At 61.5% G+C, this 17,850-nt stretch carries 18 protein-coding genes, 1 pseudogene and 1 riboswitch; of the genes and pseudogenes, 6 read left to right on the forward strand and 13 right to left on the reverse strand.

Going from position 1 to position 17,850, the window contains the following annotated elements:
* Positions 1 to 4 precede the first annotated feature (4 nt).
* A complete protein-coding gene (locus tag NKI25_RS17270; RefSeq protein ID WP_352453716.1) occupies positions 5 to 829 on the reverse strand; it encodes a DUF2189 domain-containing protein in 825 nt (274 codons plus the stop codon).
* A gap of 143 nt (positions 830 to 972) precedes the next feature.
* Entirely contained in the window at positions 973 to 1,677 is a 705-nt protein-coding gene (locus NKI25_RS17275) for a glutathione S-transferase family protein (RefSeq protein WP_352593002.1), read from the reverse strand.
* Between the two features lie 106 nt (positions 1,678 to 1,783).
* Here NKI25_RS17275 and NKI25_RS17280 point away from each other — a divergent pair, with 106 nt between their 5' ends.
* A complete protein-coding gene (locus tag NKI25_RS17280) occupies positions 1,784 to 2,149 on the forward strand; it encodes a winged helix-turn-helix transcriptional regulator (RefSeq protein WP_023674333.1) in 366 nt (121 codons plus the stop codon).
* 276 nt (positions 2,150 to 2,425) lie between these two features.
* On the opposite strand, the gene NKI25_RS17285 is transcribed toward NKI25_RS17280, so the two are convergent.
* A complete protein-coding gene (locus NKI25_RS17285) occupies positions 2,426 to 2,875 on the reverse strand; it encodes an SgcJ/EcaC family oxidoreductase (protein WP_352680705.1) in 450 nt (149 codons plus the stop codon).
* Between the two features lie 62 nt (positions 2,876 to 2,937).
* Between NKI25_RS17285 and NKI25_RS17290 the strand changes: the two genes are divergently transcribed.
* A complete protein-coding gene (locus NKI25_RS17290) occupies positions 2,938 to 3,393 on the forward strand; it encodes a MarR family winged helix-turn-helix transcriptional regulator (protein ID WP_352998835.1) in 456 nt (151 codons plus the stop codon).
* 234 nt (positions 3,394 to 3,627) lie between these two features.
* Positions 3,628 to 4,143: a CAP domain-containing protein gene (locus tag NKI25_RS17295; RefSeq protein ID WP_023674330.1), complete on the forward strand. Its 516-nt coding sequence runs from the start codon at positions 3,628 to 3,630 to the stop codon at positions 4,141 to 4,143.
* Between the two features lie 44 nt (positions 4,144 to 4,187).
* Here the strand turns inward: NKI25_RS17295 and NKI25_RS17300 are convergent, their stop codons facing one another.
* The 7 genes from NKI25_RS17300 to NKI25_RS17330 form a co-directional block, all read right to left on the reverse strand.
* Entirely contained in the window at positions 4,188 to 6,872 is a 2,685-nt protein-coding gene (locus tag NKI25_RS17300) for an EAL domain-containing protein (RefSeq protein ID WP_352998837.1), read from the reverse strand.
* 173 nt (positions 6,873 to 7,045) lie between these two features.
* The gene (locus tag NKI25_RS17305) at positions 7,046 to 8,581 is read right to left on the reverse strand and encodes a DHA2 family efflux MFS transporter permease subunit (protein WP_352579230.1); all 1,536 of its coding nucleotides are present in this window, start codon (positions 8,579 to 8,581) and stop codon (positions 7,046 to 7,048) included.
* A 304-nt stretch (positions 8,582 to 8,885) separates the two neighbouring features.
* Positions 8,886 to 10,064 carry an HlyD family secretion protein gene (locus tag NKI25_RS17310; RefSeq protein ID WP_352517859.1) on the reverse strand — a complete coding sequence of 393 codons (1,179 nt, stop codon included), beginning with the start codon at positions 10,062 to 10,064 and terminating at the stop codon, positions 8,886 to 8,888.
* Complete coding sequence (locus NKI25_RS17315; protein WP_352517870.1) at positions 10,061 to 10,540, reverse strand: MarR family winged helix-turn-helix transcriptional regulator; 480 nt, start codon at positions 10,538 to 10,540, stop codon at positions 10,061 to 10,063. The genes NKI25_RS17310 and NKI25_RS17315 overlap by 4 nt, the downstream gene beginning before the upstream one ends.
* 81 nt (positions 10,541 to 10,621) lie before the next feature.
* On the reverse strand, positions 10,622 to 11,623 hold the full coding sequence (locus NKI25_RS17320) for a FecCD family ABC transporter permease (protein WP_352624298.1): 1,002 nt from the start codon (positions 11,621 to 11,623) through the stop codon (positions 10,622 to 10,624).
* Positions 11,624 to 11,652: 29 nt separating this feature from the next.
* Positions 11,653 to 12,600 (reverse strand): ABC transporter substrate-binding protein, encoded by a 948-nt coding sequence (locus NKI25_RS17325; protein WP_352998839.1) that lies wholly within the window; start codon positions 12,598 to 12,600, stop codon positions 11,653 to 11,655.
* The gene (locus NKI25_RS17330; RefSeq protein ID WP_502897392.1) at positions 12,597 to 13,415 is read right to left on the reverse strand and encodes an ABC transporter ATP-binding protein; all 819 of its coding nucleotides are present in this window, start codon (positions 13,413 to 13,415) and stop codon (positions 12,597 to 12,599) included. Before NKI25_RS17330 ends, NKI25_RS17325 begins: the two co-directional genes overlap by 4 nt.
* 92 nt (positions 13,416 to 13,507) lie before the next feature.
* Positions 13,508 to 13,711, reverse strand: a riboswitch (cobalamin riboswitch).
* A gap of 135 nt (positions 13,712 to 13,846) precedes the next feature.
* Between NKI25_RS17330 and NKI25_RS17335 the strand changes: the two are divergent.
* Positions 13,847 to 13,958: pseudogene (locus tag NKI25_RS17335) on the forward strand (AraC family transcriptional regulator); the annotation flags it as partial.
* An 83-nt stretch (positions 13,959 to 14,041) separates the two neighbouring features.
* Here the strand turns inward: NKI25_RS17335 and NKI25_RS17340 are convergent.
* Together NKI25_RS17340 and NKI25_RS17345 are read right to left on the reverse strand one after the other, a co-directional pair.
* Positions 14,042 to 14,950 carry a LysR substrate-binding domain-containing protein gene (locus NKI25_RS17340; RefSeq protein ID WP_352517858.1) on the reverse strand — a complete coding sequence of 303 codons (909 nt, stop codon included), beginning with the start codon at positions 14,948 to 14,950 and terminating at the stop codon, positions 14,042 to 14,044.
* A complete protein-coding gene (locus tag NKI25_RS17345) occupies positions 14,947 to 15,270 on the reverse strand; it encodes a hypothetical protein (protein ID WP_352998851.1) in 324 nt (107 codons plus the stop codon). Before NKI25_RS17345 ends, NKI25_RS17340 begins: the two co-directional genes overlap by 4 nt.
* Here NKI25_RS17345 and NKI25_RS17350 point away from each other — a divergent pair.
* Complete coding sequence (locus NKI25_RS17350; protein ID WP_352998842.1) at positions 15,154 to 16,401, forward strand: FAD-binding oxidoreductase; 1,248 nt, start codon at positions 15,154 to 15,156, stop codon at positions 16,399 to 16,401. The genes NKI25_RS17345 and NKI25_RS17350 overlap by 117 nt on opposite strands.
* A 40-nt stretch (positions 16,402 to 16,441) precedes the next feature.
* Here the strand turns inward: NKI25_RS17350 and NKI25_RS17355 are convergent, their stop codons facing one another.
* Positions 16,442 to 17,377, reverse strand: coding sequence for a bifunctional helix-turn-helix transcriptional regulator/GNAT family N-acetyltransferase (locus tag NKI25_RS17355; protein ID WP_352998844.1), 936 nt, complete (start codon positions 17,375 to 17,377; stop codon positions 16,442 to 16,444).
* Between the two features lie 217 nt (positions 17,378 to 17,594).
* On the opposite strand from NKI25_RS17355, the gene NKI25_RS17360 reads away from it, so the two are divergent.
* Positions 17,595 to 17,850: co-chaperone GroES (locus tag NKI25_RS17360; RefSeq protein WP_287236804.1), on the forward strand; the 256-nt coding region annotated here is incomplete at its 3' end.

Consider the following 17,850-nt stretch of genomic DNA (forward strand, 5'->3'; position numbering starts at 1 on the left):
GGTCCTACATCGGCCGCCTGACCTGCTGTGCCCGCTCCGGTTCGACCACCCTGCGGTAGAGATGCCAGGTCGCGTGGCCAAGGATGGGCATGACGACGGCAAGCCCGGCAAATAGCGGGATCGAGCCGATGACCAGGAGCACGGCGACCATCAGGCCCCACAGCGCCATCTGCAACGGGTTTGTCATAACTGCCCTTGCCGACGTCTCGACTGCCGAGACCGCGCCGACATCGCGGTCGAGCAGCAGCGGAAAGGCGACGACAGTCGTCGCCAGCACGATCGCGGCGAAGGCGAACCCAGCCAGGTTGCCGAGCAGGATCAGTGTCCAGCCCTTGCTGGTCGTCAGCACTTCGCGAATAAAGCCGACGATAGAGGCCGGAGGCTGATTGCCGTACAGGCTGGTGTAGATCGATTGCGCGGTGAACAGCCAGAGCAGGAACAGTACCACCAGCATGATACCGATGACTGCAATCGCGGGCAGCGCCGGCGAGTGGCGCACGTCGAGCGCATGCCACCAGGATGTATCCATGCCGAACTCGCGCCGGCGGCTGATCTCGTAAAGGCCGATAGCGGCGAACGGACCGACCAAAGCGAAGCCGGACATCAGCGGATAGATGAGCTGGATGGCGTTCGAGCCCGAGGTCCATTGCGTCAGGATCAGGCCGACCACCGGATAGATCAGGCACAGGAACACATAATGCGAGGGCTTGGCCCAGAAATCCTCTACGCCGAGACGGAGCGCATCGATCAGATCCTCGGTGCTGATGCGGCGCACCGTGGGCTGTACATGCATTCCACGTGCGTCCGCCATGACATGAAAGCCGGCCATAACCTTTCTCCCGTGTGTCGGGGCGGTCACCGCCAGGATGGCCGCCCGCAGCTGCCACTTCAAGAACGCCCGTATGATAGCGGATCTCGGTGTGCTTGTCGCCACCGCCCGGCGCCGGGGCGCCGGGCGGCTGAACGAACGGATTAGGCCGCGAAGCGATCGATCACCTCGGCCAGCGGCACCTGACCGAGGCAAGCGCCTGACCCGGCGGGCTTTTCGCCAGCCTCGACAGCGAGCGCGTAGCGCACGGCCGGATCGGCTTCGATGCGGCGACGTAGCGCCGCCACCCTGGGATAAGCGGCGCCGTCGACCGCCTGGTGGAACTCCGCCCAGCGCGCCACGCCGATCAGCGTGGTATCGGCAAGCGTCAGCCGGTCGCCGACCAGGAAATCCGTGTCGAGGATCATCGCCTCGAGCTGGTCATGGCGGTTGGTAACGACCTTGCGGCCAAAGTCACGCAAGGTCGCCAGCAGCACCGGTTCGGCCGGCTCCATTTCATAAGCAGCCCAGAGCGGGGTGAAAGCGGCGGTGAAACCGGTGTTCACGAAAGCCATCAGCTGGTGCATCCGGTCGGCTTCCGGCGAGCGAGACTCAAAGCTGATACGACGTTGCGTATCGCGAGCTTCGAGCCAGGCGGCAATCGCCATGGTCTCGGTGAGCACCCTGCCTTCGTCCGTGATCAACACCGGCGTTTCCTGACGGCCGTTGATGCTGGCATAGGCGTCGTTCTTCATCTCAGCGAGCATGTCGACACGACACAGGCGGTAGGGCTGTCCGAGGCGTTCAAAAGCAGCGACAAGCCCCATCGAACTTCCCAGCGGGAAGCCGTAAAGGAGAATAGGTTCCATTTCTTTCTCTCTTCCATGTTAGGGGTCACGCTGCGCAGCGAAACTTGACCCTAAACGCTGGTCGCCCCATGTAAATTACGCACTATTCTGTAACCAGGTCCCCGCCATGAAAGATGTCGTCTCGCGCTGCCCGATCGAGGAGACCATGCGTGTGCTCAGCGGTCGCTGGCCCACCTTGCTGCTCTACTACCTCAAGGACGGGACCAAGCGCTTCAGCGATTTGAGGCGTGACAACCCGACAGTTTCGCACCGCATCCTGGCGCTCGAACTACGCAAGCTGGAGGAAGCCGGGATTGTGCGGCGAACAGCGCATGCCGGCTATCCGCTACACGTGGATTACGACCTGACGGAGCCCGGTCTCAAGCTTGTGCCGCTCATCGACGCCCTGGGCGATTGGTGGGAAGATACCGAGGACGATCGGGCCAGCCGGGCTACATCGACGCCGGAAACCAAACTCGTGGCGGCGGAATAGCCGCCCGGCGATCACCGCGCCGCAAAGAACTGCCGGCGAGAGCCCAGCGCGCTCCAAGCCGTTCATACATTAGATTCCGCAAGACCAAGGCGACCGGCTATGGGGCGCGCCATTGTGCCAGCCAAACCGGGACAAGGCACCGCCATCCGGCACCAACTCCTGTAGCATAGCTCGCCAATCCCGATCACCTGACCCGCCGTTCGATCTCGTTGCCCGATCAGATCGGCTTGACCATGCTGGCTGGCTGTCGCTTTTGATTCTGTGTGAATGAAGAGCCTACTTATGCTCTTGAAGTTTCTCCTGAGACTTTGCCATTTGATCGTCCCCAAGTTCCATATTGTGCATCGTTGCAATCAACCATTCATCATGATCCCGCGTCGCCACTACGCTGATTAATCCGCGCCGACGCGGCCATTCGTTTCCCATCGGATCGAGCGCGCCAGTCATGGACCACCGCAGGTCGAGCGTGGCAACATCAGGGCGAACAAGCCTGTTCCGCACGCTTTCGGCGGATAGGTGGCTGTGCTTGAACATCTTCTCAAAAATTGGGGCATGGAACTGCTCGATCTTGTCACGTCCAGTCGCCTGCATACCGAAGACGTTTGTAAATTCGGCATCTGCCGCGAATACGGCGGCAAAGGCGCGAGCATCGTGACGATTCCAAGCTTCGATCAGCCTGTGCGCGACACTTTCCACCCCTTCAGTTCGGACGTTGCCGGTAGCCATGCTGACCTCCTGCCATATAGTTCGGTTGCCATACTATATGGGCACCATATAAGTTTGGAAAGATGGATAATCAGCCATACACGCAGTCTCTGCTTCTCTATGCTTATCAATCGTCGGCGAGCGCTTTGGTCCAGGTTCTCCGGGAGAGCGGCCATTCGGCAATCAAGCCCAAACACGGCGCTGTATTCGCCAACATCGACGCGGAGGGAACCCGACCCAGCGTCCTCGCAGAGCGTGCGGGCATCGGCAAAGCATCGATGGGTGAGTTGATCGATGAACTGGAGCGCCTCGGTTATGTTCGGCGCTCGCATGATCCGAACGACCGACGGGCCAAATTAATCGTTGCAACTGACGCGGCGCTTGCGGTGATCCGGACCGTCCACGATTTCAATCAGCGTCTCGAAGACCAATACCGGAGGCTGCTTGGTGCTCAGGCGTACGAATCGCTCCGGTCGTCACTGCAAGCGATATCCCCCAGAGAAAATTTGCAACCGAGGATACCTCGCCAGCGCTCGTGAAGCCGCAAAGATGGGGCAAAAGAAACTCTCTGTCCGTGAATGCCTGACTGGGTATCGAGCCCCTGGGCGTATCGAGCCCGAACAGCCGCCTGGGCGAATGCCGCCATCCGAGCAAGCCTGTTTCGATTGAGCAGTGAAATCAATCTGACACAGTGCCATCACGTCGAAACCATCATCACGCATTTTCACCGCCCTGCCCGGCAAAAGCCATGATCGCGGTTATGTCAGGCCGGCATGACCGTTACGAAAATCGAAAATTATGAGGCCCAACCAAGCCTAAGCAGGCGCGTGCTGCTCAGAGCTGCCGGCCTTGGCGCCCTTGCCGGGCTCGTCGCCTGCGCCACCGTGCTGCCCACCGGCGAAGGCGCCGGTGTCTCTGCCTCCGCCGCTGGCACGCTGGCCGGCATCCGCGCTTCGGCGGGTCTCGGGCCGCTTGTCCCCGATGCGCCGCTCGAGCAGGCGGCGCTGCAGCAGGCCGGCTATATGGCGCGCGGCGGCCGAATGAACCACACCACCGGCTGGGGCAAGGACTTTGCCTCGCGCGTCAAAGACAATGGCATTGCCGGCGCAGCCGCCGAAAACATCGCCGAAGGCCGCTTCGACCAGCAGAAGCTGTTTGATATCTGGGTGCATTCGCCAGGCCACCGCCGCAACATGCTCGACCCGCGCTTCACCCGCTTCGGCCTCGCCTATGTGCGCGACGGCCGCGACAGCACGCTTCGCTATTGGTGCCTTGTGCTCGGTAGATAATTTCCGCCATTTGGTCGGCGGAAGCCTGCAGGATGGCCGACCCGTCAGTCTTTGCGGCCGCCGCCGAGCAATTCCTCGACGTCCTGCGCACAAACCGGCCTGCTGAAATGATAGCCCTGCATTTCGTCGCAATTGTTCCTGCGCAGGAAAGCCACCTGATCATCTGTCTCAACGCCCTCGGCGATGACCCTCAGGTTGAGATTTTGCCCCAATGAAATCACCGCGCTGGCCACAGCCTGATCGTTCTCGTCGGCGGCGAGATCCTTGATGAAGGACTTGTCGATCTTCAGCCGCGCCACGGGAAAGGTCTTGAGTGCGCTGAGGCTGGAATAGCCGGTGCCGAAATCATCGATCGAGATCTGGACACCCAGGCTTTGCAGGGCGTTCATGGTGGCGACCGCCAGCTCGATATCCTGCATGATAAGGCTCTCGGTCACCTCCAGCTCGAGATACCTGGCCTCCAGGCCGCTGTCCTTCAGCGCGCTGACGATGCGATCGATCAGGTTGCGCTCCCTGAATTGCCGCGCCGACACATTCACGCAAACGGTCAAGGGCGGCAGTCCTGCGTCTTGCCAGGCTTTGTTCTGCCGGCACGCCTCATGCAGAACCCAGTCGCCGATCGATACGATCAGACCTGTCTCCTCGGCGGTCGGGATGAACATCGTCGGCATTACCGTGCCAAGCGTTGGGTGGTTCCAGCGTATCAGCGCCTCGACCGCAAAAACCCGACCTGACCGAAGGTCCACCTGCGGTTGGTAGAGCAGCGTGAATTCCGAACGCGCCAAGGCGTTTCGCAACTCTTCCTGAAGCACGAATTTTTCATGCGCCCTGGTGTTGAACTCCGGAGCGTAAAACTGGAAATTATCGCGGCCGAATTCCTTGGCGCGATACATGGCCGCGTCGGCATTTGCCAGCAGCGTATCGGGATCCGTCCCATCCTTGGGATAGTTGGCAATGCCGATGCTGGCCGTCGCCCGCACAAGATGCGCTCCGAGCTGAACCGGTTCGGCGAGTGCAGCCCTGAGCTTTTGCAAGGTCTCGGAAACGAGATCGACGTTCGCCGGCTGGTCGAAAAGCACGACGACGAATTCGTCGCCGCCAAGCCGCACGACGGTATCGGTCGCCCGGACGCAGTCGACCATGCGACTTGCGACGGTCTTCAGAAGCTCGTCGCCGGCATTGTGGCCGAGCGTGTCGTTGACGAATTTGAAATTGTCCAGATCGATGAACACCACCGTCACCCAGCGATCGTATCGCTGGGCGTACAAGACCGCCTGTGAAAGCCGGTCCTCCAACAAGGCGCGATTGGGAAGCCCGGTCAGCACGTCATGATTGGCCATGAAGTGTATCCGGTCTTCGGCCTGTTTGCGTTCGATGGCGATCCCGGCGATGCGCGTGGTGAAATCGATGAGGCGAGTCTCGGCCTCGGTCGGTTCGCGCACCGTCACAGAATACATCGCAAAAACGCCGAGCACGGCGCCCTGATGCGACAGGATCGGCGTCGACCAGCATGAACGCAAACCGTGTGGCCGCGCGAGTTCGCGATAGTCCTGCCAAAGCGGATCCTGCATGATGTCAGCGACAATCACCGGCTCGCGCCGATAGACTGCGGTACCGCAAGACCCTGCCCTTGGGCCTACCGCGGCGCCGTCGACGGCGTCGGTGTAGTCTCTCGCCAGGCTCGGCGCGGCGGCGTGGCGCAAGTGGCTGCCATCCTTGTCGAGCAGCAAGACCGAACCGAATATCCCCGCCAGTTGGGACTCGACCAGACGCATGAGCCGCTCGAGCACGTCTTCGAGGGGAGCGCTCTTTGCGATCATCTCGAGGATATGCGCCTGCCCGTCGCGAAGGATTTCGGCCTGCTTGCGCGCAGTGATGTCGCGGGCAATGCCGACGAGGCCGAAAATGTTGTTCTGAACGTTGCGCAACGGCAGTTTCGTAGACAGGAACCATTTGCCGGTGCCTGACGCATCGACGACGAACTCCTCCTCGTCGATCATCGGCTGTCCGTCGCGCATCAGTTGCTGCTCGATGACGCGAAATTTCTGCGCAAGATCCGGCGCGTGAAGGTCGAAGTCGCTCAGACCGATCATGTCGCTCGTGCTGTCTCGACCGCTGTCGGACGCAATGGCTCGGTTGGCGACGACGAAGCGGCTTTCGGTGTCCTTCACCCACATGTAGTCAGGCACCAGGTCGATCAGCGTCTGCAAGGAGATACGCTCGTCGACGACCAAGCGGTTGGCGCTGAGCTCGCTGATGTCCTCATGCGTGGCCACCCAGCCGCCGTCAGGCATCGGCTGATGGCAGACCTGAATTGTCCGGCCATCGGCGAGCTCGGCTGTCCAGTTCCCCGAAGCCGCGCCCGAATTGACTGCCCGGGCCAACGCCAGATAAGCGTCCGCATTCATTGCCGAGGTTCCGACAGCGACGCGCCGCTCGACGATTTCGCGCAGCGCCGCACCCGGCTGCAATTGCTCCGGTGCAAGGCGATAGATTTCCGCATAGCGTCGATTGCACAGGATCAGCCGTTCATCGGCATCAAAGAAACAGATGCCTTGCGAGATGTTCTCTATCGCGGTCTGGAACCGCAGTGCCTGGTCCTGAAGTGCCGCAATCGTGGCGCGAAGCTCGCGCTCGAGGGCCTCATATGAGGCAGTCGCCAGTTGTGCCAGCGTCGTCAAATTTGCGGATTCGGGCGCGTCGGTTTGCCTGGATGACTTCGTGGCCAAACACAATTCCTCCCGCTGATGCTTGAGGCAAGCAAAGGAGGCTCGCCTTCAACCCAAAAGCGACTGCATATTGGTCCGGATATACTAATGGCAGGTGAAACTGGCTCGACGCCGACGCTACCGGCACAGGCAACGGAAGCCGTGAGCCGGTCGCGGTGCCGGAGCCGTGAGACTTAGTCCATATGCGCGGCAGGCGCGCCACCGGCGGGCGGCGCAGCCTTTGGCTTGCGCAGCAGGAAAACAAAGGGGACAGCAAGCAGTGTCATCATCATCAGCAGCTTGAAGTCATTGACGTAGGAGATCATCATCGCCTGGATATTGACCATGCGATCCATCAGCGACAGCGCCGTCGGATCGCCGCCCGCCGCTGCCGGCGATGCCGCCCAGAGGTTGGGATTGAACGCATTGATATAGGCCGAGAGCTCGGCGTGGTTGATCTGCGTGTTGCGTACCAGCAGAACCGTCACCACCGATACGCCGATCGACGAGCCAAGATTGCGCACCAGGCTGAACAGCGCCGTTGCATCGGTGCGGAAGCGTGCGTCGAGCGTGGCGAAAGCCACGGTGGACAGCGGCACGAACACCATTCCCATTCCAAGGCCCTGGATGACGCCGGAGCTGAGGATAAGCCAGTTGTCCATCTGCGGCGAAAAGCTCGACATCGTGTAGAGCGATTGCGCGGTCAGCAGGAAGCCGATGACGACGAGGATCCTGGCATCGATCCTGTGCATGATCCGCCCGACGAACAGCATCGCGATCATCGTGCCGACACCGCGCGGGCCCAAGACGATGCCTATGGTGAGGGTCGGATAACCGAAGATGGTCGACAGCATTGGCGGCAGCAGCGACATGCTCGCCAGGATGAGCACGCCCATGACAAAGATGAACGCGAGCCCGGTGACGAAATTGCGGTCGAGGAATATCTTCGGGTCGATAAAGGGGTGCTCCGCCGTCAACGTGTGGATGGTGAATACCCAGAAACCGGTGATGGAAAGACCAAGCTCGATCCATATCTCGATCGAGGAAAACCAGTCGACCTCGCCGCCGCGATCGAGCATCAGCTGCAGCGCGCCGACACCGAGCGAGAGCATGGTGAAGCCGAAGAAATCGAAGCTGCGCACGCGACGGGCGACGCTGGGAAGATATGCGGCCATGCCAAGGAAGGCGATGATGCCGACCGGCAGGTTGATGAAGAACACCCAGCGCCAGTTGAAATTCTCGGTCAGCCAGCCACCCAGCGTCGGGCCAAGGATTGGTCCCAGCATGATGCCGGCGCCCCAGATGGCCATGGCCTGGCCGTGGCGTTCCCTGGGGTTGATGTCGAGCAGGAAGGTCTGCGACAGCGGCACGATGGCCGCGCCGAACACGCCTTGCATGAGCCGGAACAAAACGATGGTCTCAAGGCTCCAGGCGATGCCGCACAGCATTGAAAAGACGGTGAAACCGACCACGGCCGTCAGGAACAGCTCCTTGCGGCCGAAGCGGTCGGCAAGCCAGCCGGTCACCGGCGTCATGATCGCCGCGGCAACGATGTAGGAGGTCAGCACCCAGTTGATGTTGTCGGGGGAGGCGCCGAGATCGCCGGTCATGGTCGGCAGCGCAACGTTGGCGATCGTCGTGTCGAGCGCCTGCATGATCGTCGCAAGCATGAGCGCAACTGTGATCAGGCCGCGGTGCGGTACTTCGCGAAAGGGTTCTGGGCTGCTCATGACCTAAAACTTCCAGCAGGTAACAAAAACGTGTACATTAGGTTTCCGGACGGCGAGGCCCTCGCTGTAGAGAGACCCTCATCGCGGTGGGACGCGAGCATCGATGTGGGGGTTACATCGACTGAGCGTCTCGACAAGCGGGCGCCTGCCGCCCGGAAACCTGAGGACCGAAGATCCTGCGCGGCGTTGTCTGCTCAGGCAGGCTACAGCGCAGCCCGTCCACGCATTCAACTTTTCCTGCGCCTCCCTCGGACCAATCCTGCATCCATCTCGCTGTTTGCTATGCGGCCGCTACCAGGCCTCTTTACCTGGCCTCGCCTGCCGTGGCGCGGCCGAAAATGCTCGGCAGCCCGCGGGAAACGCCGGTGTCCACCGTGACCGTCGCGCTCATGCCGGTGCGCAGCGCCGTCTTGGCGTCGGCATCGGCCAATTCCAGGCGGACCGGAATGCGCTGCGTGACCTTGACCCAGTTGCCGGTGGCGTTCTGCGCGGGCAGCAGCGAGAACTCGGCCCCGGTGCCGGCGCCGATCGCCTTGACGGTGGCTTCGAACGTCTTGCCCGGATAGGTATCGACCACGATTTCGGCCTTCTGGCCCGGCTTCATGTTGGTGAGCTGGGTTTCCTTGAAATTGGCGTCGACCCAGGTGTCGCCGGTCTCGACCAGCGAAAACAACGGCGTGCCCGAACCGACATACTGGCCGACCTTGAACGAAGCGGCCTGGCTGATGATGCCGTCGGCAGGTGCCTTGACCGTGGTCTGGACCAGATCGTAGGCCGCCTTGTCGCGTGCGGCGAGCGCCGCCATTACCGTTGGATGCTTGTCGGTCTCGATGTCGGGATTGCCGCCAAGTGCCGCCTTGGCGCTGGCGATCCCTTGCTGGGCCACGGCCAGCTGCTGCTTCGCCTTGTCGAGGTCGTTCTTGGCTTCGTCCAGAGACGACTTGGCGTTGATGCCCTTGCGAGCAAGGTCGGCGGCGCGGTCATATTGCGACTGCGCGTACTGGACCTGGCTTTCGTCGGACTTCTCCTGCGCCAGCGCCTGGCTGTAGGCCGCACGCAGCTGCTCGACATTGAGCCGTGCGCCAGCCACCGCCGCGTCGGCCTGGGCCAATGCGATCCGGTAGGGCTCGGGATCGATAGCGAACAACACGTCGCCCTGCTTGACAGACTGGTTGTCGAAAATGTCGACCTGAACGATGCGGCCCGCCGTATCGGCGGCTATCGACACCTTGGCCTGCTGCAGATTGGCGTTCTCGGTCTCCTGATAGCGGCCGCCGGTCACCCAGACATAGCTGCCGCCGGCGATCAACGCAGCGGGCAGCACAAACATCAAAAGGAAGCGGCCGGCACGGCGCTTCTTCTTCGGCGCCACCGGCGCCGGAGCTATCTGCGGAGCGACCGTTACCGGAGCTGCCGCCGGCTTCGCGGGAGCTTCCATCTCCAGCTTGGCCGCATTCTCATCTAGTTTGGCTACCGCGTTCATGCTGCTGCGCCTTCCGTATTCTTCACTTTTTCCGAGGGCGGCGTCTCACCATCTGCAAGATTCTGCACCATTGTCTCCAGCGCCCTGACCAGGACGTGGCGATCTTCCGGCGAAACGCCAACGAGCGATTCCTCATAAACCTCGCCGGCAAGGCTCTTGACGTGGGTGTAGGCCGCGTTGGCCTTGGCGGTCGGGAAAATCATGCGCACTCGCCTGTCGGTTGCGTCGGGACGGCGCTCGATCCAGCCGCCCTCCTCCATGCGATCGACAAGACGCGAGACGCTGATCGGCTCGATTTCGAGAAGCTCGGCAAGCCGCGCCTGCGCGACACCCGCCTCCTTGGCGACACGTACCAGAAGCCGCCATTGCGCCGAAGAAAGGCCGAAACCACTGGCGCGCGCCTCGAAGCGCTTGCGCATCAGGCGCTGCACGTCGTGGATCAAAAAGCCCAATCTGTCGATGCCGTCGGAAACCATGAGCGACATATATAATAAGCGTGCTCATAATTCAAGGAGCCGGATTGTGCCAGAAGCCGGCAAGTGTGCATGGCAGTCACATCATGAGCGATTGCGAATGAGCATCGTGACCACGAAGAAAGCACCGAACGAACTGGTGATGATGCCGATCGGCAGTTCCTGCGGCGGCAGCAGCGTGCGCGCGAGAAGATCGCTTGCCAGCAACAGCACCGCTCCGAAGATAGCGCAGGTTGCGATCAGGCGAAGGTGTAGCGGGCCGGCAAGGGTCCTGGACAAATGCGGGATCATCAGGCCAACGAAACCTATGACGCCTGCTACCGAGACAAGGATTGCTGTCGAGAAAGCGGCGACGAGAAATGTCATCCTGCGCATCCGCGCAACCGGCACACCGAGGCTTTCGGCGGCATTCTCGCCGGCCAGGAAAGCGTCGAGCCGACGATGGTTCCAAAGTCCATAGACAAGGATGGTGCCTGCGCCCAGAGCAGCCAGCCCGACATTGTCCCAACGCGCGAGCCCGAGCCCGCCCATCGTCCAGAACAACACCGAGTGAGCGGCGCGCTGGTCTCCGGCAAAGACGAGATAGTTGGTCAAGGCGGTGAACATGAAGGAGACAGCAAGCCCGGCGAGGATCAGCCGTTCGGGGCCTTGCCCCCTCACCCGCGAAACCAGCAACAGCACGATGCCGGCGGCTAATACGCCGCCCGTGAAGGCCGCGACCGGCAACGTCCAGATGCCGAAATGGTCGCCAAAAATGGTGATGACGGAAACCGCGCCGGCCGCCGCTCCGGACGACAGGCCGAACAGGAACGGATCGGCGAGGTCGTTGCGCGTTACCGTCTGCAGCAGCGCGCCGATGACGCCCAGCCCGGCGCCGACACAGATGGCCATAATCGTGCGCGGCAGCCTGAGATCGACAACGATCTTGGCAATCGGGATCTTGCCGGCCGGACCGGACACGATGTCTCCGTCCAGCCCGGCCGCATGTCCGAGCGCAGCAATCACGTCGCTCAGCGCGATGACCGTCGATCCATAGGCAATCGACAACAAAGCAAGAGCAGCAATTGCTGCTGCTCCTGCTGTCATGGCCAATTCGAACGCTCTCTGGCGCAAGCTCAGAAAGCTTCCGGGTGCATCGCCCTGGCGATCTTGCCGATCGCCTCGATGTTGGCAGGCCCAGGTGTCAGTTCGGCATAGCGCAGCGCGACGAAGCGTTCATTTTTGACCGCATCAGTCTCCTTCATCGCCGGATGGGCTTTGAGGAAATCGAGCAGTTTCCTGTAGCCGCCGCCGTCCTGGTAGTCGAGCAGGATAAGGAATTGCGGATTGCGGGCCGCCACCGTCTCCCAATCCGTATTGCCCCAACTCGTCGCCATGTCGGCCATGATGTTGTCGCCGCCGGCAGCAGCGATCATGGCGCTGGGGATCGCGAACTTGCCTGATGTGAAAGGTCTGTCTTCGCCGGAGTCGTAAAGAAACACGCGCGTTCCCTTGCGGTCGCCGATCTTTGCCGTGATATCGGCAAGTTGTGCCTTCCAGTCCGACACAAGCTTTCCCGCCTGGGCCTCCTTGCCAAAAATCTTGCCCGGCTTTTCGACGTCGCCATAGAGCAGGTCCATCGAGGCGGCGGGGCGGTTCTGGTCGAGATGGACGCAGCTTTCCGTCAGCACCAGCGTCTTGATGCCGTACGGCGCCAGCGTATCGGGCGTCACCTCGCCACCTGGCTTCATGCCGCAATACCAGCCGGCGAAGAAGAAATCGGGCTCGACGGCGACGAGGTTTTCGAGCGTCGGGTATTTCGGTGCGAGTTCCGGGATCGCGCCCTGCTCAGCCTTGAATTCCGGACCGACCTTGTACCATCCGGTGATGCCCGTCAGGCCGACGATCGACGGTTGCAGCCCCAGCGCGAAGGCCATCTCCGCCATGTTCAGATCTTGGATAACGGCGCGCTTCGGCGCGGCTTCGAACGTCAGCGGCGTGCCGCAGCTGTCAACGGTCACGGGAAAAGCGAAGGCCGCCTGGGCAAGCAGTAGGGAGGCAAAAGACAATGCGAGGCGTTTCACGAATGTTGCTCCTTGGTCAGATCAGGATGGGAAGAGGCACGGTTAGGAACGTCGAAGATCGTAAGTTCGCGGTCCTCGGTGGGATGGCGCAGCCGAAGCATGTCGACGCCGAAAGTCTCGCGGATCAATTGCTTGGTCAGCGCCTCGTGCGGACCGGCGAGTGCCTGCAGGCGGGCCTCGTTCATCACCGCGACCCTGGTGGCAAATGGCGTGACCAGCGACAGATCATGAAGCACCGCCACCACGGTCATGCCAAACTGCGATACGAGTTCGAGAAGGTCGCTGCGGGCGCGCGGATCGAGATGATTGGTCGGTTCATCGAGGAACAGGATTTTGGGCTCCTGGGCGATGGCGCGCGCCAGCTGGGCGCGTTGCCGCTCGCCACCGGATAGCGAGCCGATTGTGCGGCCGAGCAGCGGCATCAGGCCGGTTCTGCGAAGCGCTTCGATGACGATGTCGCGTTGCTCGCTCCTTCGTCGCAAGCCCGCATGGGGGACGCGCCCAAGCTCGACATAGTCGATCACGGCAAGCCGCGGGTCGGGCTGATCGGTCTGGCCGACGACCGCCATGTGCAGCGCCCGCTCGGCGGCCGAAAATCTCTCCAGCCGGCGTCCGGAGAATCTCACGTCTCCTGCGCTTGGCCGCAGCGTACCGCAGAGCATGCGCAGCAGCGTCGTCTTGCCGGCGCCGTTAGGGCCGATGATGGCGAGGCGGTCGCCCGCCGCTAGCGAAAGGCTCACCGCACTGACCAGGCGCTGGCCATTTGCCGTCGCACTCAGTTCGCGCGCTTCAAGAAGAGGCTGGGAGGCGTCCAACTTACCGTCACTTTCTCAATGGCGACGGAAGGAAGCTGGACGGACCGGCCGACAAGACCGATGTCCACGTCTCCTCCCGGCACACCCCGTCCGGTCAACTCATGCTGATGGCAGGTCTCCTGGCTCGCGGGTCTTTGCGCCATCCTGCCTTCCCAGCCTTGCCGGCCAGTGGCACTTCGGATCTTGCTAACCGCTTACAGTTGCGGGGGCAGCCACGGCCTCGATCCGAAGACCTCACCGTGTTCCCTTTTCACCCCTTGCCTTTCGACTCGGGGACCATCACTCAGCCACCCTAATTTTCCGCCACTCACAGCGCAATAAATTTTCGGAGTTCGGACAGCCGCTGGAGCAAGGGTCTTGTCAGAAGGAGTCATGCATACCTCGTAATGTAATAACATTACGTACCTAGAGGACGTTGTCTGCTTCTGTCAACCCCCAACACGATTTGGGACAAATGGCTGCCGGCATCTGGGCGCGAGGTCGCCGATGCGCCGGAATTCGATCCCTGTAGCGGCAAGGCTGGAAATTTGGATACCGGTCAAAGTGAGGCGCGGCAGGCGATCCCGAAGCGCAGGAAGCGCTGCTACCGCTTGTGACGGGCATGCAGAAGATCGGCGTTCAGATGCTCAGACTATCGATCTCATCCAGGCGGAAAACGCTTCGATATGCGCTTGTCGGGGGTGATTGGCTACGCAGGCAAGGTAAAAGCCATAGCCTGGCAGACAGAGATCATGTGCCTTGACTAGCCTGCCAGCCTCGAGTTCGCCACTGACGACCACATCGCTGCAGATAGCGATACCTTGGCCTGCCGCTACCGCGTCAATCGCGTGCAGCTCTTCGCGGAAGCTTAGGTCCCATGCCTGGTTGGCATTGGGGATGCTGGGATCGATCGAGCGTGCGATCGCCAGCCATCGTTGCCAAGTCGGCGCTTCCGGGTCGCGGTTCGTCCAATTGAAATGGATGAGCGGGTATTGCAGCAGATCGGCGGCGCGCTCGATCTGTCGGTCGCCTCCTGCGAACAGCTCCGGGCTGCATACCGGAAAGAATGCGTCCCGAAAAATTTCCTGCGCGGGAACATCCCGCGGCATCCTGCGCGCATAGCGGATCGCGACGTCGGCGTCACCGGCTCGCAGGTCCAGAACGGCGTCTGTCCCGATGATCTCCAGTGGAATGTTCGGATGCTGTTCGCGCCACTTCGACAGGCGCGGAACCAGCCATCGGCTGGCAAATGCATTTGGGCTCGTCACGCGCAACGGGCGTTGGCCAACTCCGGCCGAGGCTGATGCTATTGCCGCAGCGAAAGCGTCGAAGCCGCTGCAAATTACCGGGAATAGCCGTTCGCCCACGCCTGTGAGCACGAGCGGTCGTGGGCGCCGCCGGAACAGCAGTTGCCCACAGACCTCCTCCAGCAATCGAATCTGGTGGCTGATGGCCGTTGGCGTCACTCCGAGTTCCGTCGCGGCCTTCCTGAAGCTCATCAGCCTGGCAGCGGCTTCGAAGGCGCGAAGCGACCCGAGCGGCGGAAGTTTTCTCATCCAGGCAGTTTAGATGAATTTAGCTCATCCAGCGACTGAGATATTCGATTTTGCAGCGAATGGCGCCGCATGAGATATTTATGATCCGGTGAACGACAGCGGCCCAGGCGCCAGATATCGCCCGGCTCAGGCAGGCGATTCGCGGCGATCTGATCCTTCCGGACGACCCTGGCTATGACCAGGCGCGCAGAGTTTGGAATGGCATGGTCGATAAGAGGCCGGCGGCTGTCTTCTATTGCGCCGAATCCAGCGATGTCGTCACGGCCGTCAACTTCGCCCGATCGCAAGGCTTCCTCGTCGCCGTCCGCGGCGGTGGTCATAACGTCGCCGGCAGTTCGGTATGCGACGGCGGCTTGGTGATCGATGTGTCACGCATGAAGCGGATCGAAGTCGACCCGATCCGCCGTGTTGCGCGCGCAGAAGCCGGCCTGAACCTGGGCGAGTTCGACGCAGCCACACAGGCCCATGGTCTTGCGACGACCATGGGTGTCAATGCGGATACCGGCATAGCCGGACTGACACTCGGCGGCGGGTTCGGCAAGCTTGGCCGCAAACATGGACTGAGCTGCGACAACCTTGTCGCTGTCGAAATCGTGACGGCGGACGGCCGGTTGCTCACGGCAAACGCGGCCGAAAATGCAGATTTGTTCTGGGGCATTCGGGGCGGCGGCGGCAATTTCGGAATAGTCACCACCTTCGAATACAAGCTCCATCCCGTGGGTCCGCTCCTCATCGCGGGATCGATGCTATACCGCTACGAAGAGGCACGCGAAGCGATGCGGTTCTATCGTGCGTTCTCGAGCGGCGCCCCGGATGAGCTGAGCCTGGATGCAGCACTTGTGACGGCGCCCTCGGGCGAACGCTTCTTCAGCACATCGGCGTGCTACATCGGCCCACTCGACGAAGGCCAGCAAATCATTCAACCTCTGAGAGAGCATGGCACGCCAGTTGAGCGCCGGATTGCTCCTGTCCCCTATCTTCAAATCCAATCGGCCGGGGACAGCCTCTTTCCGCGCGGGCGGCGCTACTACTGGAAGGCGCAGTTCATGCGCGAAATCACAGATCAGGCGATCGATACCATGCTTGCGGCTTACATGACTGCACCCAGCGAATCGCTTCTAGTCCTGCAGCAGGTTGGCGGCGCCATCTCGCGAGTACCCATGGACGGAACGCCCTACGCCAACAGAGATGCACTTTACGATTGCTTCCCGATATCGATCTGGGACAATCCGTCTGACGACGAAACGCACATCCAATGGGCGCGCGACCTGTGGGATGCAATGAGACCGTTCTCGACCGGCGGCGTCTATGCGAATAATCTCGGCGAAGAGGGCACTGATCGGGTTCTGGCGGCTTACGGCGAGAATTATCCGAGGTTGGCCGCACTAAAGAACAAGTATGATCCCACCAATTTCTTTCGCTTGAACCAAAACATCAAGCCTGCGATCTGAGCGACCGCCCCAGGCCGATGCTCGAAATTCTGCGGCGCTGCTACAGCTCCAAATTCCAGTTCTGGCCGACCAGATCCTTGCCGAAGGAATGGTGGCGCTCCTCGTTGGTCAATTTAAAGCCCGCAGCCTCATAGATGTGGCGAGCGGCGGCGAGCACGCCGTTGGTCCACAGCGTCAGTGTCCTGTAACCCCTGGCGCGGCAAAAGCCGACACATTCCTCGACCAGCCGCTTGCCGATGCCGAGGCCGCGCGCCGAAGGCTCGACATAGAGCAGGCGCAACTTCGCCACCGCGTCCGACTGGCGCACGACGAAGACCGAGCCGACGACCTCCCCTTCCCGCTCGGCGATCCAGCTGCGTTCCCATTTCGGATCGAAGGATTTGACGAAGGCACCGAGGATTTCGGCGACCAGCGCTTCATAGGTTTCGTCCCAGCCATATTCCTGCGCGTAGAGCAGGCCCTGGCGATGGATGATCCAGCCGATGTCGCCGACCTGCAGGGACCGCAGCATATAGGGAATTTTGGGTTCGGCGCTTCCGCCCAGCAGAAGCTGCACCGTCTGCATGGCCTTGACCAGCCTGTCCTGTTCGGCAACCGAAAGCCGTTCGAGCAAAGCCGCGACCTGGTCGTGCGAACCCTGGTTCAGCGGCGCGAAGGCCTGCCGCCCGGCCTTGGTCAGCGCGATCGACGAGCGCCGCGCATCCGCCTCGATCGTGGCGCGCTCGACCAGATCACGCTCCTCGAACTTCTTCAGCAGCCGGCTGAGATAACCGGCATCGAGGCCGAGATCGCGCGCAAGGTCGGTGGCGGTCAGGCCATCGCGATGCGCCAGCTCATAGAGCACCCGCGCCTCGGTCAGCGAGAAGGTGCTTTTCAGCAGCCCTTCGTCGAGCAGCCCGATCTGGCGGGTGTAGAAGCGGTTGAAGGCTCGCACCGCGTCGATCCGCTCCTTGCCTGGGTGATGATGAATGGTCATGGCATCCTCCTCCCGGCAAGATCAGCGATTTAGTTGACTTGGTCAAGTATCCGTTTGAAGCAATTGTCCTGATTATGCCCAGCGGGCGCCTTGACTCGCACGAGCTGCCAGCCTATTTCAGCGCCACGTTAGCACTCCCCCAAGATGAGTGCTAACCACATGTCCGGCGCCGCCGGACGGAGGAACTGTTCTCACCATTCTCATCGAGGAATAAAAAATGGCAAAGTCGAAGTTCCGCCCGCTTCATGACCGCGTGGTCGTTCGTCGGGTCGAATCCGAATCCAAGACCGCGGGCGGGATCATCATCCCCGATACGGCTAAGGAAAAGCCGCAGGAAGGCGAGATCATCGCCGTCGGTTCCGGCGCCCGCGACGAAGCCGGCAAGCTCGTCCCGCTGGACGTCAAGGCCGGCGACCGCATCCTGTTCGGCAAGTGGTCGGGCACCGAAGTCAAGCTCAATGGCGAAGACCTTC

Origin of the sequence: Mesorhizobium sp. M0808, assembly GCF_040320025.1 — a bacterium.
GTDB lineage: Bacteria > Pseudomonadota > Alphaproteobacteria > Rhizobiales > Rhizobiaceae > Mesorhizobium.